This is a genomic window from Janthinobacterium sp. SUN128 (genome assembly GCF_030587275.1).
Classification (GTDB): Bacteria; Pseudomonadota; Gammaproteobacteria; order Burkholderiales; family Burkholderiaceae_D; genus Janthinobacterium; species Janthinobacterium lividum.
Genome location: NZ_JAPWHY010000001.1, coordinates 4,277,714 through 4,298,338 on the forward strand (window position 1 = coordinate 4,277,714; position 20,625 = coordinate 4,298,338).

General features: G+C 62.4%; 21 protein-coding genes. 7 read left to right on the plus strand and 14 right to left on the minus strand.

Annotation, left to right across the window (positions count from 1 at the left end; translation table 11 throughout):
• The 3 genes from holA to leuS are packed head-to-tail and all read right to left on the minus strand — an operon-like array spanning position 1 to position 4,260.
• Positions 1–1,017 carry a DNA polymerase III subunit delta gene (holA, locus tag O3297_RS19335; protein ID WP_034778765.1) on the minus strand — a complete coding sequence of 339 codons (1,017 nt, stop codon included), beginning with the start codon at positions 1,015–1,017 and terminating at the stop codon, positions 1–3.
• Positions 1,018–1,027: 10 nt separating this feature from the next.
• Positions 1,028–1,618, minus strand: coding sequence for an LPS assembly lipoprotein LptE (gene lptE, locus O3297_RS19340; protein ID WP_151097355.1), 591 nt, complete (start codon positions 1,616–1,618; stop codon positions 1,028–1,030).
• Between the two features lie 2 nt (positions 1,619–1,620).
• Positions 1,621–4,260, minus strand: a complete 2,640-nt coding sequence (gene leuS, locus O3297_RS19345) for a leucine--tRNA ligase (protein WP_070254710.1) — start codon at positions 4,258–4,260, stop codon at positions 1,621–1,623.
• A gap of 155 nt (positions 4,261–4,415) precedes the next feature.
• Here leuS and O3297_RS19350 point away from each other — a divergent pair, with 155 nt between their 5' ends.
• Both O3297_RS19350 and O3297_RS19355 read left to right on the plus strand, forming a co-directional pair.
• Positions 4,416–5,180, plus strand: coding sequence for a helix-turn-helix domain-containing protein (locus O3297_RS19350; protein ID WP_305049479.1), 765 nt, complete (start codon positions 4,416–4,418; stop codon positions 5,178–5,180).
• A gap of 40 nt (positions 5,181–5,220) precedes the next feature.
• A complete protein-coding gene (locus O3297_RS19355) occupies positions 5,221–5,622 on the plus strand; it encodes a VOC family protein (RefSeq protein ID WP_231958488.1) in 402 nt (133 codons plus the stop codon).
• Here O3297_RS19355 and O3297_RS19360 read toward each other — a convergent pair.
• The gene (locus tag O3297_RS19360; RefSeq protein ID WP_070281770.1) at positions 5,619–6,524 is read right to left on the minus strand and encodes a LysR substrate-binding domain-containing protein; all 906 of its coding nucleotides are present in this window, start codon (positions 6,522–6,524) and stop codon (positions 5,619–5,621) included. The two genes, O3297_RS19355 and O3297_RS19360, sit on opposite strands and share 4 nt — an antisense overlap.
• Positions 6,525–6,683: 159 nt before the next feature.
• On the opposite strand from O3297_RS19360, the gene O3297_RS19365 reads away from it, so the two are divergent.
• Both O3297_RS19365 and O3297_RS19370 read left to right on the plus strand, forming a co-directional pair.
• Positions 6,684–7,862, plus strand: a complete 1,179-nt coding sequence (locus O3297_RS19365) for an acyl-CoA dehydrogenase (RefSeq protein ID WP_034778773.1) — start codon at positions 6,684–6,686, stop codon at positions 7,860–7,862.
• Positions 7,862–9,109 (plus strand): CaiB/BaiF CoA-transferase family protein, encoded by a 1,248-nt coding sequence (locus O3297_RS19370; protein WP_305049480.1) that lies wholly within the window; start codon positions 7,862–7,864, stop codon positions 9,107–9,109. Before O3297_RS19365 ends, O3297_RS19370 begins: the two co-directional genes overlap by 1 nt.
• Positions 9,110–9,151: 42 nt before the next feature.
• On the opposite strand, the gene O3297_RS19375 is transcribed toward O3297_RS19370, so the two are convergent.
• The 3 genes from O3297_RS19375 to O3297_RS19385 are packed head-to-tail and all read right to left on the minus strand — an operon-like array spanning position 9,152 to position 10,939.
• Positions 9,152–9,478, minus strand: a complete 327-nt coding sequence (locus tag O3297_RS19375; RefSeq protein ID WP_305049482.1) for a barstar family protein — start codon at positions 9,476–9,478, stop codon at positions 9,152–9,154.
• Between the two features lie 8 nt (positions 9,479–9,486).
• Positions 9,487–10,296, minus strand: a complete 810-nt coding sequence (gene dapB / locus O3297_RS19380; RefSeq protein ID WP_070281773.1) for a 4-hydroxy-tetrahydrodipicolinate reductase — start codon at positions 10,294–10,296, stop codon at positions 9,487–9,489.
• Between the two features lie 19 nt (positions 10,297–10,315).
• Positions 10,316–10,939 (minus strand): outer membrane protein assembly factor BamE, encoded by a 624-nt coding sequence (locus O3297_RS19385; protein WP_070281774.1) that lies wholly within the window; start codon positions 10,937–10,939, stop codon positions 10,316–10,318.
• A 195-nt stretch (positions 10,940–11,134) separates the two neighbouring features.
• Between O3297_RS19385 and fur the strand changes: the two genes are divergently transcribed.
• Positions 11,135–11,566, plus strand: coding sequence for a ferric iron uptake transcriptional regulator (fur, locus tag O3297_RS19390; RefSeq protein ID WP_034778781.1), 432 nt, complete (start codon positions 11,135–11,137; stop codon positions 11,564–11,566).
• Between the two features lie 48 nt (positions 11,567–11,614).
• Here the strand turns inward: fur and hrcA are convergent, their stop codons facing one another.
• Together hrcA and O3297_RS19400 are read right to left on the minus strand one after the other, a co-directional pair.
• Complete coding sequence (hrcA, locus tag O3297_RS19395; RefSeq protein WP_034778783.1) at positions 11,615–12,631, minus strand: heat-inducible transcriptional repressor HrcA; 1,017 nt, start codon at positions 12,629–12,631, stop codon at positions 11,615–11,617.
• Positions 12,632–12,733: 102 nt separating this feature from the next.
• The gene (locus O3297_RS19400) at positions 12,734–13,459 is read right to left on the minus strand and encodes an HAD family hydrolase (RefSeq protein WP_070281893.1); all 726 of its coding nucleotides are present in this window, start codon (positions 13,457–13,459) and stop codon (positions 12,734–12,736) included.
• A 244-nt stretch (positions 13,460–13,703) separates the two neighbouring features.
• Between O3297_RS19400 and O3297_RS19405 the strand changes: the two genes are divergently transcribed.
• Together O3297_RS19405 and O3297_RS19410 are read left to right on the plus strand one after the other, a co-directional pair.
• Positions 13,704–14,303: a hypothetical protein gene (locus O3297_RS19405; protein ID WP_070254715.1), complete on the plus strand. Its 600-nt coding sequence runs from the start codon at positions 13,704–13,706 to the stop codon at positions 14,301–14,303.
• 35 nt (positions 14,304–14,338) lie between these two features.
• Positions 14,339–14,920 (plus strand): hypothetical protein, encoded by a 582-nt coding sequence (locus O3297_RS19410; protein ID WP_305049483.1) that lies wholly within the window; start codon positions 14,339–14,341, stop codon positions 14,918–14,920.
• Positions 14,921–15,106: 186 nt separating this feature from the next.
• Here the strand turns inward: O3297_RS19410 and mmsB are convergent, their stop codons facing one another.
• Genes mmsB through O3297_RS19435 form a run of 5 tightly spaced genes read right to left on the minus strand, consistent with a single transcriptional unit; the run spans position 15,107 to position 20,620 of the window.
• On the minus strand, positions 15,107–16,009 hold the full coding sequence (mmsB, locus tag O3297_RS19415) for a 3-hydroxyisobutyrate dehydrogenase (protein WP_034778800.1): 903 nt from the start codon (positions 16,007–16,009) through the stop codon (positions 15,107–15,109).
• Positions 16,010–16,036: 27 nt separating this feature from the next.
• Complete coding sequence (locus O3297_RS19420; RefSeq protein ID WP_305049485.1) at positions 16,037–17,167, minus strand: enoyl-CoA hydratase/isomerase family protein; 1,131 nt, start codon at positions 17,165–17,167, stop codon at positions 16,037–16,039.
• Positions 17,160–17,945, minus strand: coding sequence for an enoyl-CoA hydratase (locus O3297_RS19425; protein WP_092607275.1), 786 nt, complete (start codon positions 17,943–17,945; stop codon positions 17,160–17,162). The genes O3297_RS19420 and O3297_RS19425 overlap by 8 nt, the downstream gene beginning before the upstream one ends.
• Positions 17,942–19,102: an acyl-CoA dehydrogenase family protein gene (locus O3297_RS19430; RefSeq protein ID WP_305049488.1), complete on the minus strand. Its 1,161-nt coding sequence runs from the start codon at positions 19,100–19,102 to the stop codon at positions 17,942–17,944. The genes O3297_RS19425 and O3297_RS19430 overlap by 4 nt, the downstream gene beginning before the upstream one ends.
• Before the next feature lie 9 nt (positions 19,103–19,111).
• Complete coding sequence (locus O3297_RS19435) at positions 19,112–20,620, minus strand: CoA-acylating methylmalonate-semialdehyde dehydrogenase (RefSeq protein ID WP_034778805.1); 1,509 nt, start codon at positions 20,618–20,620, stop codon at positions 19,112–19,114.
• Positions 20,621–20,625: the final 5 nt, after the last annotated feature.

Genomic DNA, 20,625 nt, shown 5'->3' on the forward strand with positions numbered 1-20,625 from the left:
CTAGCCTCGGGCGATCTTCAGACCCAGCTGCAGCATGGCATCCCAGGCATCGCCCGCGTAGCCCTTGGCGCGCAAGCCCTTGATCATCTTGTCCACCTGCGCCGCCTGCTGCAGCGCCGCTTCCAGCACGGGTAGCGAAATGCGCCGCAGGGCCGGTTCCATCATCCGCTCGCGCGGCCCCCAGATACGGTATTCCTTCAGCAGCGCGCCCAATGGACGCCCTTGCGCCATGCCGGCCTTCAATTTTAACAGCGTGCGGATTTCTTCGGAGACGGCCCACAAGACCAGCGGCAGCGCCTCGCCCTCGCCTTTCAAGCCTTCGAGCATGCGCACCAGGCGCGCCGGGTCGCCGGCCAGCATGGCTTCGGACAGCTTGAAGACATCGTAGCGGGCCACGTTCAGCACCGCGTCCTGCACTTGCTCGTACGTCAGCTTGCCCGCGGCATGCAGCAAGCCCAGTTTCTGGATTTCCTGGTGCGCCGCCAGCAAATTGCCTTCCACCCGTTCGGCGATGAAGTCGATGCTGGCCCGTTCGGCGCTTTGCCCCTGCGCCGCCAGGCGCTGGGATATCCAGGCAGGCAACTGCGCCCGTTCCACATTCGGAATGTCGATATACACGGCCGCCTGCTGCAGGCTGGCGACCCAGGCCGCCTTTTGCGTCGCCCAATCCAGCTTGGGCAAGGTGATCAGGGTCAGGTTGTCTGGACTGAGATTTTTCGCATAGCTTTGCAGCGCCGCTCCGCCATCCTTGCCCGGCTTGCCGGTAGGGATGCGCAGCTCGATCATTTTCTTGTCGCCGAACAGCGACAGCTCCTGGTTCGCGGCCAGCAGTTCTCCCCACTTGAAGCTGCGCTCCACCGTCAGCACGTCGCGCTCGGAGTACCCCTGCGCACGCGCCGCGCGGCGGATCTTGTCGGCCGCTTCCAGCGCCAGCAAGTGTTCGTCGCTGGTGATCACATACAGCTGCGCCAGCGGCTTGGCCACATGCCCATCGAGCGCGTCTATCCGCAATTGCATGGCGTCCCCGTTACTGCTGCGGCGCGACCGGCGTCACGGGCGTCACTGGCGCCACCGACATGGCCGGCAGCACCGGCTTGATGGCTGCCAGGCGGCGCATGATCTGCTGCACCAGGTCGTTGCGCATGTCGCGGTACAGCGCCGCTTCTTCCGTTTCCTTGGCCAGTACCTGCGATTCGTCGAAGGTAATCGGGCGCACCAGGCTGATGGTCGTCGGTGCCAGCAACTGGTTGCCGGCCTTGTCCACCACGCGGAAATTGATCGCGTAGCCGAGTTGGTACTCTTGCACGCGGCCGTTATTGTTCAGCGACAAAATGGTCTTGGTACGATTCCTCTCCGGGTCGTTGAGCACTTCAAGGACGGCATCGGCGCCATCCTTGGTGTTCACCACCTCCGTGCTGCCAATGGCGCGGATATAGCGTTTCAGGCCGATCGCCAGCGGCGACGTGTCGGGCAAGCCGATGTACATCGTCGCGAACGGCAGCATGAAACTGCCGTTCGAGCCGCGCAAGTGAAAGCCGCAGGCCGACAGCAAAACAGTCAGGCCCAAAGCCAGCACGGCGCGGCGGCCCAACAGCGATACTTGAGAGGAAGTCGTCATGATTACACCACGATGCTGATTAACTTGCCTGGCACGACGATGATCTTCTTCGGCGTGGTCTCGACGTACTTCTGCACACTTTCGCAGGCCAGCGCAGCCGCTTCGATGCTGGCCTTGTCCGCATCCTTGGACACCGTGATCGAGCCGCGCAGCTTGCCGTTCACCTGGATCATCATCTCGATCTCGGACTGTTCCAATGCTTGCGGGTCGACCTGCGGCCAGGCGACGTTCAACAGGTCGCCGTGCACGCCAGCGTAGCCCAGTTCCTGCCACAGCACGTGCGTGATGTGCGGCGCGACGGGGTTCAGCAGGCGCAGGAAGATGGAGAAGCCTTCGGCGATCAGCGCTTTCGACTGCGCGCTGTCATCGAGCTTGGCCGATTCCAGGGTGTTGAGCATCTTCATGCAGGCCGACACCACGGTGTTGTACTGGATGCGCTTCAAGTCGTAATCGGCTTGCTGCAGCAGCTTGTGCAATTCGCGGCGCAGGTTTTTCTGCGCGTCGCCCGTGGCAGGTGCGGCGCCGCCAGCCAGTGCGGCCTGGATCGTCGCCGACTGGGCGTAGCCGAAGTTCCACACGCGGCGCAGGAAGCGGTTCGCGCCTTCGACGCCGCTGCCCGACCATTCCAGCGTCTGTTCCGGCGGCGAAGCGAACATGGTGAACAGACGGGCCGTGTCGGCGCCGTACTGCTCGATCTGCGCTTGCGGGTCGATGCCGTTGTTCTTCGACTTCGACATTTTTTCCGTGCCGCCGATTTCCACCGGCTGGCCGTCGGCCACCAGGACGGCGCTTTGCGGACGGCCCTTGTCATCGAGGGACAGGCGCACGTCGTCCGGGTTGAACCAGGTAGTCTTGCCCACCGCGTCCTTGCGGAAGTAGGTTTCGTTGAGCACCATGCCCTGCGTCAGCAGGTTGACGAACGGCTCGTCGAACTTGACCAGGCCGAAGTCGCGCATGATCTTGGTCCAGAAGCGCGCGTACAGCAAGTGCATCACGGCGTGTTCGATGCCGCCGATGTACTGGTCCATCGGCATCCAGTAGTCATTGCGCGCGTCGACCATGGCGTCATTGCTGCCTGGCGAGGTATAGCGCATGTAGTACCACGACGAATCGACGAAGGTATCCATGGTGTCCGTCTCGCGGCGCGCCGGCTTGCCGCACTGCGGGCAGTCGCACTTGAGGAAAGCTTCGTATTTGTTCAGCGGGTTGCCCGTGCCGTCCGGCACGCAGTCTTCCGGCAGCACCACCGGCAAGTCTTTTTCCGGCACCGGCACCACGCCGCAATCGGCGCAATGGATCATCGGGATCGGCGTGCCCCAGTAGCGCTGGCGCGAAATGCCCCAGTCGCGCAGGCGGAACGTGGTTTTCTTTTCGCCCAGGCCCAGTTCGGCCAGGTCGGCGGCCACCGCATCGACGGCGGACGCGAAATGCAGGCCGTCGTATTTGCCGGAAGCGACGCAGACGCCATCCTTGCTGCCATACGATTCCTGCCACGCGTCCGTCGAAAATTCCTGGCCCTTGACTTCGATGACTTGCTTGATCGGCAGGTCATATTTCTTGGCAAAGCCGAAATCGCGCTCGTCGTGCGCCGGCACGCCCATCACGGCGCCATCGCCGTAGGTGATCAGCACGTAGTTGCCGACCCACACTTCCACCTGTGCGCCCGTCAGCGGATGGGTGACGAACAGGCCGGTCGGCATGCCCTTCTTCTCCATCGTTGCCATATCCGCTTCAATCACGGAACCGAGCTTGCATTCGGCGTTGAAGGCGGCCAGCGCAGGATTGCTTTGCGCGGCGTGGATGGCCAGCGGGTGCTCGGCGGCCACGGCGCAGAAGGTCACGCCCATGACGGTGTCCGGACGCGTGGTAAACACATACAGCTTGCCGTCGCCGATCAGGGCGCCATTCGCGTCCTTGATCTCATGCGGGAAGGCGAAGCGCACGCCCGTCGACTTGCCGATCCAGTTGGTCTGCATGGTGCGCACGCGCTCGGGCCAGCCCGGCAGCTTGTCATCCACATAGGCCAGCAATTCTTCCGCGTAATCGGTGATGCGCGCGTAGTACATGGGGATTTCGCGCTTTTCGATCAGCGCGCCCGAACGCCAGCCGCGTCCATCGACGACTTGTTCGTTGGCCAGCACGGTCTGGTCGATCGGATCCCAGTTCACGGTACCGGTCTTCTTGTAGATGATGCCTTTTTCCAGCATCTTGAGGAACATCCACTGGTTCCATTTGTAGTATTCGGGCTTGCAGGCAGTCATTTCGCGCGACCAGTCGATGGCCAGGCCCATCGATTCCATCTGCTGCTTCATGTGGGCGATGTTCGAATACGTCCATTGCGCGGGCGGCACGTTGTTGGCCATGGCCGCGTTTTCCGCCGGCATGCCGAAGGCATCCCAGCCCATCGGCATGAGCACGTTGTAGCCATTCATGCGCAGGTAGCGGTACATCACGTCATTGATCGTATAGTTGCGCACGTGACCCATGTGCAGCTTGCCCGAAGGGTAAGGCAGCATCGAGCAGGCAAAATACTTGCCTTTTGGGAAACGCGGGTCGTGTTCGACGGCTTTATAGGCGTCGATCGCCTTCCAGTGCGATTGGGCGGCTTGTTCGACGTCGGCGGGACTATATTTATCTTGCATGATGTGCGGCCAATAGTGGATATGAACCGAGCATTATACTGGTTGTCGCCGCCCGATAGCGCGGCGCGCTGGCGGCCCGGTCTCGCATATTTTGACGGACGCACAATTATGCTGTGTCGTATGCAACAATATTATTCTTTACTTCAAGTCCGGCCATGATCGTCTACCAGGAATATCCGCCCATCCCCGCCCTGCGGCCCTGGCTGGACTGCGTCTGGACGTGCCGCGTGCAAACGGGCGCCACGCCCCTGACGCATCAGGTCTTGCCCGACAATTGCATCGACATCCTGTGCCAGGACCAGCAGGATGCCAGCTTTGCCGTCGGCATGATGACGGCGCCGATCGCCGTCGTCAGCCAGGGCCTGGTGCAGACGGTGGCGGCCCGCTTCAAGCCGGGCGCGGCGGCCCGATTCTTCCAGCTGCCCTTGTGTGAACTCAGCGATGGCCGCACGGGATTGCAGCAGCTGTGGGGCCGCGAACTGGCGGCGCGCCTGGGTGACGCCCTGTGGAGCGAGCCCTTGTCCAATGCGCAAAGAATTTCTATTCTGCAAGACTATCTGCTGCTGCGCCTGCTCAGCGTGCCGCCACGGCGCCAACCCGGCGCGGCCGAACATGCCATCGCGGCCATCGAGCGCGCATGCGGCCAGGTCCGCGTGGATGGCCTGGCGCGGCAACTGGGCGTGTCGCGCCAGCACCTGGCGCTGCAATTTCGCCAGCAAGTGGGCATCAGCCCGAAGCTGTTTGCCCGTATCTGCCGTTTTCGTGCCGCCAGCCAAGGGCTGACAAGCCTGGCGGGACAGCCGGACTGGGCGCAAGTCGCCTTGCAATTTGGCTATTTCGACCAGTCGCACCTGATCCACGATTTCCAGGATTTCGCCCGCAGCTCGCCCGAGGCGTGGCTTATGCACCGCCACCATTGAAACCTTCCATTTTTACAATCGCCACGCGCGCGCCGGTGGCATGATGGCGTTATTCTTCATTTACCAGGAGCAGAACATGATCAAGGGCTTGCGCACCGTCACCTATCCCGTCCCCGACCTGGACAAGGCCAAGGCCTGGTACAGCCAGGTATTCAATACCACGCCCTACTTCGACCAGCCGTTCTATGTCGGCTTCGCCATCGGCGGCTTCGAGCTGGGCTTGCTGCCAGACGGCCAGCCTGGCACGCAAGGCAGCGTGACGTACTGGGGTGTGGACGGCATCGAGCAGGAAGTCGAGCGCATCGTGGCACTGGGCGGCAGTCTGCACCACCCGATCACGGACGTGGGCGACGGCATCCGCACGGTGGAATTGCTCGACCCGTTCGGCAACCAGATCGGCCTGATCGACAATCCCCATTTCGATACCGGCAAGGTCGTTTAGGCGGCTTCACCCTGCAGCCATGCGCGCAATTGCTGCAGGGCCGTCTTTTCATGCGCCGTTTCAGGCGTGATCAGGTAATACGCCCGCTGGCCGCGCAGTGGGCGCTCGCATGCGATGCGCAATTCGCCACGCGCCAGCTCCGCTTCGACCAGCATGCGTGGCAGCAAGACCACGCCCTGCCCCTGCACGGCCGCCATGGCCAGCATGGAAAACAGTTCATAACGGGCGCCATAGTGCGCTCCATCGCGCCCCTCTCCCTCGACCTGCATGGCGTCAAACCACTGGCGCCAGGCGCCCGGGCGCGTACTTTGTTGCAGCAAGGTCAGTTCCAGCAAATCCTGCGGCTGCCAGGCGCTGCGCGCCGCCAGAAGGCGCGGACTGGCAACGGGCACGATTTCTTCATGCATGAGCAAGGTGGCGCGCGTCCCGGGCCAGCGCGCCAATTGCTCGGGCGTGCCCGCGTACAGGGCGCCGTCGTATTCCGTATCGGCAAACATGAACGGTTTTGTATACGCGTCGATATGCACGACGATATCCGGGTGCAGTTGCGCCAGCGAAGACAGCCGCGGCATCAGCCAGCGCGTGGCAAACGTGGGTACCGAAGCCAGCTGCAAGGCGCCACCGCCGCCCTGGCGCGCCATGGTGTCGAGCGTGTCGCGCTCCAGGCCGTCGAGACGGGCCGCGATCTGCCGCGCATACGCGGCGCCGGCGCTGGTCAGCAACACGCCATGGCGCGTGCGCTGAAACAATTGCACGCCAAGAAAAGTTTCCAAGGATGAAATCTGCCGCGACACGGCGCTTTGCGTCAGCGACAGTTCGCGCGCCGCATGCGTGTAGCTCTGGTGCCGCGCAGCCGCCTCGAAGCAGTTCAGGGCTTGCAGCATGGGAATTTTGCGTGACATGGGGGTATCCGGCCGGTGAAAGGCCCTAGTATGCCGCAAGATATGCGCAACACGCATGTCTGGGTGCGAAAAAATCGTTTGCGCAAGGCTAGGCAAAAACCTACCATGAGCCATATTCAATCTTGCGCCGATCACCGGCGCTCACCTGCGAGGCCTGTGATGAGCAAAACCGTATTCGACTGGAATTCCCCCCTGCTGCTGGAAGAACAACTGACGGGCGACGAACGCGCCGTGCTGGAAGCGGCCCGCGATTACTGCCAGGGCAGCCTGGTGCCCCGGGTCCTCGAATCGTTCCGCCATGGCCGCACGGATGCCGCCATCTTCCGCGAAATGGGAGAGCTGGGCTTGCTGGGCACGACCATTCCCGAAGAATACGGCGGGGCCGGCCTGAACTATGTTTGCTACGGCCTGGCCGCGCGCGAAGTCGAGCGCGTCGATTCGGGCTACCGCTCGATGATGAGCGTGCAATCGTCGCTGGTGATGGTGCCGATCAATGCCTTCGGCAACGAGGAAACCAAGCAGAAGTACCTGCCGAAACTGGCGACGGGCGAATTCATCGGCTGCTTCGGCCTGACGGAACCAAACCATGGTTCCGATCCCGGCAGCATGGTCACGCGCGCGCGCAAGGTACCGGGCGGCTATAGTCTCTCCGGCGCCAAGATGTGGATCACCAACAGCCCCATCGCCGACGTGTTCGTCGTCTGGGCCAAGGACGATGAAGGCGCGATCCGCGGCTTCGTGCTGGAAAAAGGCTGGAAAGGCCTGTCGGCGCCGGAAATCCACGGCAAGGTCGGCTTGCGCACCAGCATCACCGGTGAAATCGTCATGGATGAAGTGTTTTGCCCGGAAGAAAATGCCTTCCCCGACGTGCGCGGCTTGAAAGGCCCGTTCACCTGCCTGAACAGCGCCCGCTACGGCATCGCCTGGGGTGCGCTGGGCGCGGCAGAAGACTGCTACCTGAAGGCGCGCCAGTACACGATGGACCGCCAGCAATTCGGCCGCCCGTTGGCAGCGAACCAGCTGGTGCAAAAGAAACTGGCCGACATGCTGACGGAAATCACCATGGGCTTGCAAGGCTGCCTGCGCCTGGGCCGCATGAAGGATGAAGGCTCGCCCGCCGTGGAAATCACTTCGATCATGAAACGCAACAGCTGCGGCAAGGCGCTCGATATTGCCCGCATGGCGCGCGACATGATGGGTGGCAACGGCATTTCCGACGAGTTCGGCGTCATCCGCCACCTGGTCAACCTGGAAGTGGTCAACACCTATGAAGGCACTCACGATGTGCACGCGCTGATCATCGGCCGCGCCATCACCGGCATCGCCGCGTTCAACTAATGGACGCCTTGGCTTCCACCCTGCGGCCCGCGCCGCTGACCGGTTTGCGCGTGCTGGACCTGTCGCGCGTGCTGGCCGGCCCGTGGGCCGGGCAAATGCTGGCCGACCTGGGCGCCGACGTCGTCAAGGTTGAACAGCCGGGCCGCGGCGACGACACGCGCTCCTGGGGCCCGCCGTACCTGAAAGATGCAGATGGCCGCGACACCGCCGAGGCCGCTTATTTCCAGTGCGCCAACCGCAACAAGCGCTCCTTGTGCATCGACCTGGCCGCGCCGGAAGGGCAAGCCCTGGTGCGCCAGCTGGCGGCCGAAGCGGACGTGCTGCTGGAGAATTTCAAGCTCGATGGTTTGAAGCAATACGGCCTTGATGCGGCCAGCTTGCTGGCACTCAACCCGCGCCTCGTCTACTGCTCCATCACGGGCTTTGGCCAGGATGGGCCGTACGCGGCGCGCGCCGGCTATGACTTCCTGATCCAGGGCATGGGCGGCTTGATGAGCATCACGGGCGTGCCCGACGGCCAGCCGGGCGCGGGGCCGCAAAAAGTGGGCGTGGCACAGACGGACATCCTGACTGGCCTGTACGCCACGATCGCCGTGCAGGCGGCGCTGGCCGAACGCGAACGCTCGGGCCAGGGCCAGCATATCGACCTGGCCTTGCTTGACGTGCAAGTGGCCGCGCTGGGCAACCAGGCGGCCAATTACCTGTGCGGCGGCAAGGTGCCGCAGCGCATGGGCAATGCCCATCCGAACATCGTGCCCTACCAGGACTTCCCCACGGCCGACGGCGACATGATTTTGGCGATCGGCAACGATGGCCAATTTTCGCGCTTTTGCGCCGTCGCCGGCCACCCGGAATGGGCGCAGGACGAACGCTTCGCCACCAATCCGCAGCGCGTGGCACACCGGGCGATCCTGATCCCCCTGATGCGCCAGACCACGGTCATGCGCACGACGGCCGAGTGGATCAGCGCCTTCGAGGCGCAAGCCGTGCCGTGCGGTCCCGTCAACCGCATCGACCAGGTCTTTGCCGACCCGCAAGTGGTGGCGCGTGGCTTGAAAGTGGAAATGCCGCATCCCACGGCGGGCACGGTGGCGCTGGTGGCCAATCCCGTGCGCCTGTCGGCTTCGCCGGTGCAATACCGCTTGCCGCCGCCATTGCTGGGGCAGCATACGCAGGAAGTGCTGCAGCAGTGGCTGGGCCTCGATGGCGGCCAGATCGACGGTTTGCGCGAACGCAAGGTCGTATAAATGTTGGGTATGTCGGATTACGCGCTTGCGCGCTAATCCGACCTACTTCAATACCAGCTTCAACGCCGGCTTCTCGCCATAATCGTCATAGCGCTCATTGATGCCGGCGATACAGAACGTGATTTCTTCCAGCAAGTCCGGCACTTGCGCCTTCATTGCTTCCGCATCCTGCACAACAATGTCGAGCACTTCGTTCGGTTTCAAACGGAACTGCGTCATGTTTTCGTCATCGCGCAGATAGCTGAGGCAATCAACCCAGGCGTCCATGCTGTTGCCGTAGAACTCGGGGAAACCGAAGGCTTGCACGCATTGCGCGTGAAAGCTCGCTTCGTCGGTGATGTCTTTTCCATTCAGGATGGCAGTGGCCATGGTCTTCCTCAGTTCTTCAGCGACAGCACATCCTGCATGTCGAACAGGCCGGTCGGCTTGTCGGCCAGGAAACGCGCGGCGCGCAGGGCGCCGTGGGCGTAGGTGACGCGGCTGCTCGACTTGTGGCTGATCTCGATGCGCTCGCCGATGCCGGCAAACAGCACCGTATGATCGCCGACGATATCGCCGCCGCGGATGGTGGCAAAGCCGATGGTCGACGGGTCGCGTTCGCCCGTCACGCCTTCGCGGCCGTACACGGCGCATTCCTTCAGGTCGCGGCCCAGGGCGCCGGCCACCACTTCACCCATTTGCAGGGCGGTGCCCGATGGCGCATCGACCTTGAAGCGGTGATGCGCTTCGATGATCTCGATATCATAGCCTTCGGACAGGCTTTTCGCGGCCAGTTCCAGCAGCTTCATGGTGACATTCACGCCCACGCTCATGTTCGGCGCGAACATGATGGCCGTCTTTTCGGCGGCGGCGGCAATGGCGGCCTTGCCCGCATCATCGAAACCCGTGGTGCCGATGATCATCTTGATGCCATGCTCGGCGCAATACGCCAGGTGCTGCAAAGTGCCTTCGGGACGCGTGAAGTCGATCAGGTAATCGGCGCCGGCCAGGCCGGTGGCCAGATCGGATGCGATCAGCACGCCGGCAGGCTTGCCGAGAAAGGCAGCAGCATCCTGGCCGACGGAAGGCGATCCAGCGCGGTCGAGGGCGCCGGCCAGCACGGCGTCGGGCGCATTGCTGACCGCTTCGATCAGGATATGGCCCATGCGGCCGCTGGCGCCAGCGATGGCAATTTTCAGTTCAGTCATTTTATTCTCTTACAGCAACTTATTTGGTGGGTTCGGCAGCAGGTGCAGGCTCGGCGGCAGGTGCAGGCGTCACTTCCGGCTTACTCACAGGAATGGCGGGCGCGGCATCGGCCGGCACAGGCACGGCGCTTGGCGCCACGGGCGATGGCACGGCGGCGGCAGGCACGTCGGCCTTGGCGACCTTGGCGAACGGCGACGGGCCGGCGATACGGTCGATGTATTCTTTCTCCGTCGGCAAGTTGCCGCCTTCGAAACGTTCAACCTTGCCATCCTTGCCGAAGTACACGACCACGCGGCTGCTGGTGGTTTCGCCACTGCCCCGGGCCAGGCGGAATGGATAATCCCAGCGGTCGGCATGGAAGATATCGGTCAGCAGCGAGGTGCCGAGGACGAAACGCACCTGGTCGCGCGTCATGCCCACTTTCAACTGGGCCAGCATCTCTTCGGAGACAAAGTTGCCTTGTTGAATGTCAGGACGGTAGGGCGAGAAAAACCACATGAATTTTTGCAGCGGCGTAATGGTGGTCGTTTGTGCGCCCTGTTCGGGGACCAGTTCCTTGCCTTCTTTTTGAGCAGCTGCCGGTTTTTCGCCAAGGATGCCACGGCTGGCGCAGCCGGACATGGCCAGCGCGACACAGACCATGCCTGCCACGACTGGTGCTCGAAATGAAATACGGTGCCAGAGAGATGGCAATACAGCCGGTGTTACGCGCATAAATGACCTCAATTTGATGAACAAAACGCCAGGAGTGGCCGGCCTGCCAAAAAATGCATATTTTGGCACTCCCCGCTAAAACGCTATATGATAAAGCACCTGACCCACATACGAGCAACAAACATGAGTAACAATCCTAGTGATCTCAAGGCAAGCGGCCTGAAAGCCACCCTGCCACGGCTGAAGATACTCGATATCTTCCAGAGTAGCCCGGTACGCCACCTGACCGCGGAAGACGTCTACAAGATTCTGCTGGCCGACAATATGGATGTCGGCTTGGCAACTGTCTACCGCGTCCTGACGCAATTCGAACAGGCAGGCTTGCTCAACCGCAACCATTTTGAAACCGGCAAGGCGATTTTCGAACTCAACGAAGGTTCCCACCACGACCACCTAGTGTGCCTCGACTGTGGCCGGGTCGAAGAATTCTTCGACGAAGACATCGAAGTGCGCCAGCAAAAGGTAGCCGAAGAGCGCGGCTTCAAGATCGCCGAACACGCCTTGGCCATCTATGGCAACTGCATCAAGACGGCTTGCCCGCACAAAACCGCCTGACCACAGCTGGCCGCTCCCACGGGGCGGCTGGCGCGCCAGGCAGTACGATCAATGATGGCTGAGCGCGCTTGACAGCAACTTGGCCGTGATATCGACAATCGGGATGACGCGCTCGTAGGCCATGCGCGTCGGTCCGATCACTCCCAGCGTGCCCACGATCTTGCCGTTGACTTCATACGGCGCCGTCACCACGCTCATCTCATCCATCGGCACCAGGTTCGATTCGCCGCCGATGAATATCTGCACGCCCGTCGCCTTGCTCGATACGTCGAGCAGCTGCATCAAACCCGTTTTTTGCTCGAACATGTCGAACATCTGGCGCAGCGAATGCATATTCGATGACAGATCGCTCACGCTGAGCAAGTTGCGCTCGCCGGAAATCACCATGTCATCGCTATGGTCGGCCATCGCTTCGCTGCCCGCTTCCACGGCCGCCTGCATCAGGCTGCCCATATCGTCGCGCAACTGGCGCAATTCGCCCTGCAGGCGCACGCGCACGGCATCGAATGACAGGCCGCCATAATTCTGGTTGATGTAATTGGCCGATTGCACCAGTTGCGCCGGCGTATAGTCGGCCTCCGTCAGCAATAAACGGTTCTGCACGTCGCCGCCGGGAGCGACGATGACGAGCAGGATGCGTTTTTCGGACAGGCGCAGGAATTCGATTTGCTGGAATACGGATTCGCGGCGCGGAGTGAGCACGACGCCGGCAAACTGCGACAGCGACGACAGCATCTGCGCCGCGTTGGCGATGGTTTTTTGCGGTTGCGGCGTCTGCAGGCGCATGCGCGACTCCACCAGATGCTCGTCCAGGTGCCGGACGGTCAGCAAGGTATCGACAAAGATGCGGTAGCCGCGCGGCGTGGGGATGCGTCCGGCCGAGGTGTGAGGGCTGGACACATAACCGAGCTCTTCCAGGTCGGCCATGATGTTGCGGATCGTGGCCGGCGACAGGTCCAGGCCGGAAATTTTCGACAAGGCGCGCGAACCGACCGGCAGGCCGTCGGCGATATATCGCTCGACCAGGGCTTTCAGCAGTGTTTGGGCACGTGTATCGAGTTGCATGGTGTTTTATTTAAGCAAGTATGTTGTTAAGCAAGCGGCAACGAAAGCGGCCGAACGTGCATCAACAGCGCCTATTATGCACGTTCGCCCGCCCGGCGGCGATCAATCTTCCAGTTGCCCCTGCAGCCACAGCAGCAATTCATCGAAGTTGGCGCAGATGGCGTCGGGCTGCACGCCGGCGGCCAGGTGCGCATCGCTGCCCTTGCGGTTCATCCACACGGCGCGCATGCCCGCCCCTTGCGCTCCCGTGACGTCGAAATACAGGTCGTCGCCGACATACACGGCCTCATGCGGCGCCACGCCCAGCGCGGCGCAAGCGGCCAGGAAGATGCTCGCGTCAGGCTTGGCCACGCCGAAATCGCTGGCGGCGATGGAGACTTTAAAATGCTGTGCCAGACCGATAATTTCAAGGTCCGCATTGCCATTCGAAATCGAGCCGACCAGCATGCGCTGGCCCATCCAGGCAAGGCCAGGCAAGACGTCGTCATACGGCTGGACGCGATGGCGCGCAGCCAGGAACTGCGCGATGGCGCCATCGACCAGGACAGGATCCTCGCCGGCAGCCTCGAATGCCGCCAGCAAGCCCGCGCGGCGTAACTCGATCAGGTTGCCATGGAAATGCGGTTGTTCATGGAGCATGGCCAGGCGGTGCTGGCGCAGCACCTCGATGGAAAACTGCTGCGCCACCTTGGGCGCATGCGTGGCCAGCCAGTCGTGCAGCAGGGTTTCCGCTGCGGCAATCACGGGCGCGATGGGCCACAAGGTATCGTCGAGGTCGAACAGGATGGCCTTGGGCGGCACGGCAGGTTTTACAGGGGCAAGAGACATGGGATTCACGGTGGATGCCACGCCACAGTGCGCAGCCTGCCTCTATTGTCGCATTGATCGCCGCCGCCGGCATGGCTGCGCCTCCATGAAATGGGGCCGGGCCAGCGCTTCCCGGCGAAAAATTGTTACAGGGTGATACAAGGCAAGATCATTCAGCTTGCCAGATAGACTAAAATAGGCGCCATTCCAATGCGGCGCCAGCGTCCGCGTTGCGCTACCCAACCTAATTCGTTTTGGAGAATGTATGAAAAATTTGTACCTGCGCTCGATGCTGGCGGCGGCTTGCGCCGTCACACTGGCAGCCTGCGGTGGCAGCGGCGGCAACCTGTATTTGCAAGGCCAAGTCGTCGGCCTGGCCAAAGATGGCCTGATTCTCCTGAATGACGGGGAAAGCTTGCCGATTCCTGCGGGCCAGGCCAGCTTTGTTTTCACCAAGCTGGTCAAGAACGATGACCGCTACAATATCACTATCGCACAACAGCCCAAGGGTGCCGTTTGCACCATTATCAATGGCGTCGGCAAGGCATCGAGCTACTCCGTGACCACGGCCCAGGTGAACTGCCAGACCAACGCCTACCCGCTGAGCGGCACGGTCACGGGCCTGACCACGGATGGTTTGCGCCTGGTGATGGGCCCCAACGGCACCACCCTGCTGGCTGGCGCCACCACCTACGAATTCAAAAGCGTTGATGACGGCGCCTCGTACGGCATTTCCATACTGGCTCAGCCAACGGGCCTGACGTGCCGCTTCCAGGGTTCCAGCAGTGCCGATGGCAGCGATACGGTCGGCAAGATGGGATCTGCCGCCACGACCGCAGCCACACTCGACTGCAAGCCGCAGTAATCCTTGCGATCCGTCACCTATTTTTGGAGAAATACATGAAGTTATCCTGCTTGCGCCCTATCGCCGCACTGCTGCTGACCTTGGGACTGGCCGCTTGCGGCGGCAAGGCCTCGTATGATGTCAGCGGCACGATCTCAGGCTTGAACAATGAAGGACTGATCCTGGTCAATAGCGGCGACTCCCTGCCGGTTCCTGCGGGGAAAACAGCGTTTACCTTTGCCAAGCGCATCGACTATGGTACCGACTACAACATCACCATCCAGCAGCAACCGGCGCACATGACTTGCAGCATCAGCGGTGGTTCCGGTTCGGCTGGTCATTACCTCACTATCAGCGCCGCTGTTGCTTGCGCGCAAAACAGATATACCGTGGGTGGCACGATTTCCGGCCTGACGGTGGACGGTCTGGTGCTGATTAACGGTAGTACCACAACAACAGTGGTCAAGGACGCCACGACCTTTACCATGGCCGGCTCCGTCGCCTATGGCGATACCTATGGCGTCAGCGTCTCCGTGCAGCCGAAGGGTCTGCTGTGCGTCGTACAGCCGGGCACAGGCGGCGGCACCATGGGCGAAGCGAATGTGACATCGGTAAAGGTCGCCTGCAATCCGGCCTAAGTTGTAGTAACGGTAGCCGCCAGGCGGCTACCGGGAAGAGATATCATGAAAATCTATATTTGATATTCAAAATATAAATTGGAGTTATATGTGGCGATGCAGCATAATGCATCTGTCTCCTCCAACTCTTCCAAGAATTGGATTTAGCCCGCTTTTACCAGCGGGCTTTTTTTTGCCCAAAATTCCTCAGGCAGGCTTGTTCAAGCCCGGCTGCAGCATTTGCACGATGCTGGAGAAATCCTGCTGCGCATAACCGGCTTGCGCATGCATCTGGTACAACTGGCGCACCAGACCGCCCAAGGGCGTGGGCGCATTCGCCGACAGGGCCGACTGCTGCGCCAGGCCCAGGTCCTTCAGCATCAGCGCCGTGCCGAAGCCGCCCGTGTAATTGCGCGACGCGGGCGTGCCGTCCATGACTCCCGGCCACGGGTTGTACACTTCCAGGGTCCAGTTGCGGCCCGAGCTCTTGGCCATGATGTCGGACAACACTTTCGGGTCCAGGCCATGCGCCACGCCCAGGTTCAGCGCCTCCGCCGTACCGGCCATCAAAATACCCAGCAGCATGTTGTTGCAAATCTTCGCCACCTGGCCCGCACCCGCCTCGCCCGCATGGAAGATGTTCTTGCCCATCTTCTCCAGCAAAGGCCGCGCCTGCTGCAAGGCCGCTTCGCTGCCACCGACGATGAAGGTCAGGGTACCGGCCGCCGCGCCCGCCGTGCCGCCCGAGACGGGCGCATCGATCATTGCAAAGCCGCGTTCGCTGGCCGCCTGCGCCACCTGGCGCGCCACGTCGGCGGCGATGGTGCTGCAATCGATGAACAAGGCGCCCGGCTTGGCCGAGTCCAGCACGCCACCGGCCGCCAGGTACAGTTCCTGCACGTGCTTGTTGGCTGGCAGCATGGTAATGACGGCGTCGGCCGTCTGTACGGCCGCGCTGGCGGACGCTGCCGCCGTGGCGCCCGCCTCGACCAGCGAAGCCACTGCCGCTGGCGCCAGGTCGAACACGGACACGTGGAAGCCGGCGGCCACCAGATTGCGGGCCATCGGCGCGCCCATGTTGCCCAGGCCGATAAAAGCGATATGTTGCATGGTGAAAGTCTCCAGTTATTCTTTTATTTAAGGTAGATCCGCCAATGGATGCTGTGTCCACGGCGCCGCAAAATACTCGTCCAGATACGCTGCGCTGACGTCGGCCAGGCTTGCCGGCTGCCACTGCGGCGCGTTGTCCTTGTCGATCAGCAAGGCGCGCACGCCTTCGCGGAAATCGGCATGGGCGCAGCATTGCACGGCAACGATCAATTCCAGCTGGAACACTTGCGCCAGGCTCAGATGCCGCGTGCGTTCGCGCATGGCCCACACCAAAGCGGCCGAAGTGGGCGCGCCCTTGTCCAGCGAGTGGGCCGCCTTTTGCAGCCACGCCGAATCGCCGTCATACGCGGCAATGGCGGCCACCACTTCAGGCAAGGTGGGCGCTTGCGTCAAGGCGGCGATGGCGTCGAAGTTGGCGCGCACTTCCGAGACGGGCAACACCGTCGTTGGCGCCGAAAAGCCGCGCAGCAACCGGTCCAGCTGTTCGCTGTTCGCCTGCGGACTCGCTTGCCATTGCGCCAGTGCCAGCGCGTCGAGCACCATGGCCCGCTCTTCCTGGCGCAGGAAATAGTCGCCGAGACCCGCAAACAGGGCATCGGCCGCGTTCAATGGCGCGCCCGTCAAGCCCAGGAACAGGCCGCTGCGTCCCGGCATGCGGCCCAGGAACCAGCTGCCGCCCACGTCGGGAAACAGGCCAATGGTGATTTCCGGCATGGCGATGCGCGTGCTTTCCGTCACCACGCGGTGACTGGCGCCGGCCATCAGGCCCAGGCCGCCGCCCATGACGATGCCGCCGCCCCACACCATCAGCGGCTTTGCATAGGTATGGATGCGGTGGTCGAGCCGGTATTCTTCGGCAAAGAAGGCCAGCGCCTGCGGGTTAGGCACGACGCCCGGCTGCTCGACGATGGCCGTGCGCAGGCTGCGCACGTCGCCGCCCGCGCAGAAAGCCTTGTCGGTCGACGATTGCAGCACCACGCAGGCGATGGCAGCGTCGCTGGCCCAGCGCACGAGAGCGCCATCGATGGCGCGTATCATGTCCAGGGTCAAGGCATGCAAGGACTTTGGCGCATCGAGGGTGATGACGCCCAGCTTCATGCCGCCGGGACAGTCGCGTTCCTCGATTTTCACAGTTTCAATCAGGGTACTTTCAGCCATTCTTCCACTCCGCCGGACGTTTTTCCAGGAACGCTTGCACGCCTTCTTTCTGGTCTTGCGTATCGAACAGGCCCAGGAACAGGGTGCGTTCATCGGGCAGGGAGTTGACCAGCGGATGGCTGCGCGCGCCCTGGATCAGGGTCTTGCACGCCGTCACGCTGCTGGGGCTTTGACGGGCCACCTTGGCGGCCAGGGCCAGCGCCGTGGCGGCAGCCTTGCCGGTTGGCACGACTTCCTCGACCAGGCCGATAGCCAGCGCCTTGGCCGCATCGACCCGTTCGCCACATAAAATCATGCGCTTGGCCCAGCCTTCGCCCACCAGCCACGGCAAGTGCTGCGTGCCGCCCGCGCACGGCAGCAAGCCGACGGACGCTTCCGGCAAAGCCATCTGCGCATGTTCTTCAGCAATACGGATGTCGCAGGCCAGCGCACATTCGAGTCCGCCGCCCATGGCATAGCCATTGATGGCGGCAATGCTGACGCCGCGAAACGCGGACAACGCCTCGAACGCCTCGCCAAACGCGGCGGCCATGGCGAACGCCGTGTCCTTGTTGCCATCGGCAAACACCTTCAGATCGGCACCGGCAGAGAAGAACTTGGCGCCGCCGCCCGTGATCACGAGAGCGTACACGTCCGGGTCGGCATTCAGGTCGGCCACCAGTTGCGTCAGCGCGTTCAGGCTGGCCTGGGTCCACGTATGGGCGGGCGGGTTGTCGAGCGTCACCAGGGCCGTATGGCCATGGCGTTCCAGCAGCAAATTTGTATACACTTTGGTCATCGCAGATTCTCCGTGGCGCCGTCTTTCAAAATCGCTCGCGCGACGATCAGGCGCATGATTTCATTCGTCCCTTCCAGGATCTGGTGCACCCGCGTATCGCGCACATGGCGCTCGAGCGGGTACTCGCGGATGTAGCCATAGCCGCCATGCAATTGCAACGCATCGTTGGCAACATTAAAACCCACATCCGTGGCGAAACGTTTTGCCATGGCGCAATATGCCGTGGCGTCGGGGCTTTCCTGGTCCAGTTTCCACGCCGCCAGGCGCACCATCTGGCGCGCCGCCACCAGTTCCGTCAGCATGTCGGCCAGCTTGAATTGCAGCGCCTGGAATTGCGCCAGCTCGCGGCCGAACTGCGTGCGCTCCTTCATGTACGCTTGCGCCCGCGTGAGGGCTGCCTGCGCCGTGCCCACCGAGCACACGGCGATATTGATGCGCCCGCCATCGATGCCCTTCATGGCAATGGCAAAGCCTTCGCCTTCCACGCCCAGCAAGTTCGCTGCCGGCACTTTCACCTGGTCAAAGCTGATGATGCGCGTGGGCTGGCTGTTCCAGCCCATCTTTTCTTCCTTCTTGCCATACACGATGCCGGGCAGATTGGCCGGCACGGCAAAGGCGGAAATACCGGCCGCGCCCTCGCCGCCGGTTCTCGCCATGACGATCAGCATGTCCGTCTGGCCCGCGCCGGAAATGAAGGCCTTCGTGCCGTCGAGAACATAAAAATCGCCCTCCTTCACTGCCTTGGTGCGCAGGGAGGCCGCGTCGGAGCCCGACTGCGGTTCCGTCAGGCAATAGCTGGCCAGTTTCTGGCCGGCGGCCAGGGCCGGCACCCATTCGTCGCACAGGGCTTCCTGCCCCCAGCGCGACAGCATCCAGGTAGCCATGTTGTGGATGGTGATATAGGCCGTGGTCGAGGTGCAGCCACCTGCCAGCTCTTCAAACACGATGGCCGCATCCTGGCGGGAGAGGCCAAGGCCGCCCCAGCGCTGCGGCGTGTAGAGGCCGCAAAAGCCCATCTCGCCCGCCTTGGCGATGGTTTCCACGGGAAAAATCGATTCCGCGTCCCAATGGGCCGCGTGCGGCGCCAGTTCGCCTTCGGCAAACGCGCGCGCCGCCTGCTGGAACTCGCGCTGCTCGTCGCTCAGTTCAAAGTCCATGCCAGCTCCTTATTTGAGGCTGATGGTGGTATTGACCTTGCCCACCGAGGCCGCGTCCGTGAACCAGCGCTGGGTGATCGTTTGCGTCTGCGTGTAGAACAGCACGACTTGCTTGCCGAACGGACCCAAATCGCCCAGTTTCGAGCCGCGCGAACCCGTAAAGCTGAACAGGGGAACGGGCACGGGGATGGGCACGTTGATGCCGACCTGGCCCACGTCGATTTCTTCCTGGAAGTAGCGCGCGGCTGCACCGCTTTGCGTAAACAGCGCCGTGCCGTTGCCGTTCGGATTTGCGTTCACCAGGGCAATCGCTTCATCCAGGGTATCGACTTCGACGACGATCAATACGGGGCCAAAGATTTCCTGGTCATACACGACCATGCCCGGTTTCACGCCGGACAGAATCGTCGGACCGACGAAGTTACCGTTCGGATAGCCATCGACCTTGACGTCGCGGCCATCGAGGGTCAGCACGGCGCCCTGTTCGATGCCCTTGGCGACCAGGCTGAACACGCGCTCTTTCGCCGCGCACGAGATGACGGGGCCCAGGTCCGGATTGTCCTTGCCCGCGCCGACCGTCAGGGTTTGCGCCTTGGCCGACAATTCCGGCAGCCATTCGCGCGCTTCGCCCACCAGCACCGCCACCGATGCCGCCATGCAGCGCTGGCCGGCGGCGCCGAAACCCGCACCCAGCAGCTGGTTCAGGGTCTGTTCTTTATTTGCATCCGGCAAGACGACGGCGTGGTTCTTGGCGCCCATCATGCATTGCGCGCGCTTGCCGTTCAGGCTGGCGCGCTGGTACACATGCGTGCCCACCTTGCTGGAACCGACGAAGGAAATCGCCTTGATGTCCGGGTGGTCGCACAGGGCGTTGACCACGTCTTCGCCGCCGTGAATGACGTTCAGCACGCCAGCCGGAATACCCGCCTGCAAGGCCAGGCGCACGAGCTTTTCCGTCACGAGCGGATCTTGCTCCGATGGTTTCAGCACGAAGGTATTGCCGCAGGCAATCGCCATCGGGAACATCCACAGCGGGATCATGGCGGGGAAATTGAACGGGGTAATGCCGGCGCACACGCCCAGCGGCTGCATCACGCTGTAGGTATCGACGCCGCCAGCCACGTTTTGCGCGTATTCGCCCATTTGCAGGGTGCCGATATTGGCCGCATGTTCCACCACTTCCAGGCCGCGGAAGACGTCGCCTTCCGCATCGAGCAGGGTCTTGCCCTGTTCCATCGTCAAGGTGGCGGCCAGGTCGGCCATGTTTTCGCGGATCAGCTGCTGAAGCTTGAGGAAGATGCGCGCACGCGCGCCGATCGGCGTCTTGCGCCAGGTTTTGAAGGCCCGCTGGGCCGAGGCGATAGCCGCGTTGACTTCCTCCGGCGTGGCGAACGGTACCTTGGCCAGTACTTCCTGCGTGGCCGGGTTGACGACGTCGCGCCAGACGGTGGTTTGGGATTCAACCCACTCGCCGTTGATCAAGAGGGGAACAGTTGGAATAGCGTTTTGCGTGGTCACTCGAA

Bases quoted from the DNA above. Each gene is read 5' to 3' on its own strand.
- holA (WP_034778765.1), bottom strand. From the start codon at position 1,017: ATGCAATTGCGGATAGACGCGCTCGATGGGCATGTGGCCAAGCCGCTG.
- lptE (WP_151097355.1), bottom strand. From the start codon at position 1,618: ATGACGACTTCCTCTCAAGTATCGCTGTTGGGCCGCCGCGCCGTGCTG.
- leuS (WP_070254710.1), bottom strand. From the start codon at position 4,260: ATGCAAGATAAATATAGTCCCGCCGACGTCGAACAAGCCGCCCAATCG.
- O3297_RS19350 (WP_305049479.1), top strand. From the start codon at position 4,416: ATGATCGTCTACCAGGAATATCCGCCCATCCCCGCCCTGCGGCCCTGG.
- O3297_RS19355 (WP_231958488.1), top strand. From the start codon at position 5,221: ATGATGGCGTTATTCTTCATTTACCAGGAGCAGAACATGATCAAGGGC.
- O3297_RS19360 (WP_070281770.1), bottom strand. From the start codon at position 6,524: ATGTCACGCAAAATTCCCATGCTGCAAGCCCTGAACTGCTTCGAGGCG.
- O3297_RS19365 (WP_034778773.1), top strand. From the start codon at position 6,684: ATGAGCAAAACCGTATTCGACTGGAATTCCCCCCTGCTGCTGGAAGAA.
- O3297_RS19370 (WP_305049480.1), top strand. From the start codon at position 7,862: ATGGACGCCTTGGCTTCCACCCTGCGGCCCGCGCCGCTGACCGGTTTG.
- O3297_RS19375 (WP_305049482.1), bottom strand. From the start codon at position 9,478: ATGGCCACTGCCATCCTGAATGGAAAAGACATCACCGACGAAGCGAGC.
- dapB (WP_070281773.1), bottom strand. From the start codon at position 10,296: ATGACTGAACTGAAAATTGCCATCGCTGGCGCCAGCGGCCGCATGGGC.
- O3297_RS19385 (WP_070281774.1), bottom strand. From the start codon at position 10,939: ATGGTCTGTGTCGCGCTGGCCATGTCCGGCTGCGCCAGCCGTGGCATC.
- fur (WP_034778781.1), top strand. From the start codon at position 11,135: ATGAGTAACAATCCTAGTGATCTCAAGGCAAGCGGCCTGAAAGCCACC.
- hrcA (WP_034778783.1), bottom strand. From the start codon at position 12,631: ATGCAACTCGATACACGTGCCCAAACACTGCTGAAAGCCCTGGTCGAG.
- O3297_RS19400 (WP_070281893.1), bottom strand. From the start codon at position 13,459: ATGTCTCTTGCCCCTGTAAAACCTGCCGTGCCGCCCAAGGCCATCCTG.
- O3297_RS19405 (WP_070254715.1), top strand. From the start codon at position 13,704: ATGAAAAATTTGTACCTGCGCTCGATGCTGGCGGCGGCTTGCGCCGTC.
- O3297_RS19410 (WP_305049483.1), top strand. From the start codon at position 14,339: ATGAAGTTATCCTGCTTGCGCCCTATCGCCGCACTGCTGCTGACCTTG.
- mmsB (WP_034778800.1), bottom strand. From the start codon at position 16,009: ATGCAACATATCGCTTTTATCGGCCTGGGCAACATGGGCGCGCCGATG.
- O3297_RS19420 (WP_305049485.1), bottom strand. From the start codon at position 17,167: ATGGCTGAAAGTACCCTGATTGAAACTGTGAAAATCGAGGAACGCGAC.
- O3297_RS19425 (WP_092607275.1), bottom strand. From the start codon at position 17,945: ATGACCAAAGTGTATACAAATTTGCTGCTGGAACGCCATGGCCATACG.
- O3297_RS19430 (WP_305049488.1), bottom strand. From the start codon at position 19,102: ATGGACTTTGAACTGAGCGACGAGCAGCGCGAGTTCCAGCAGGCGGCG.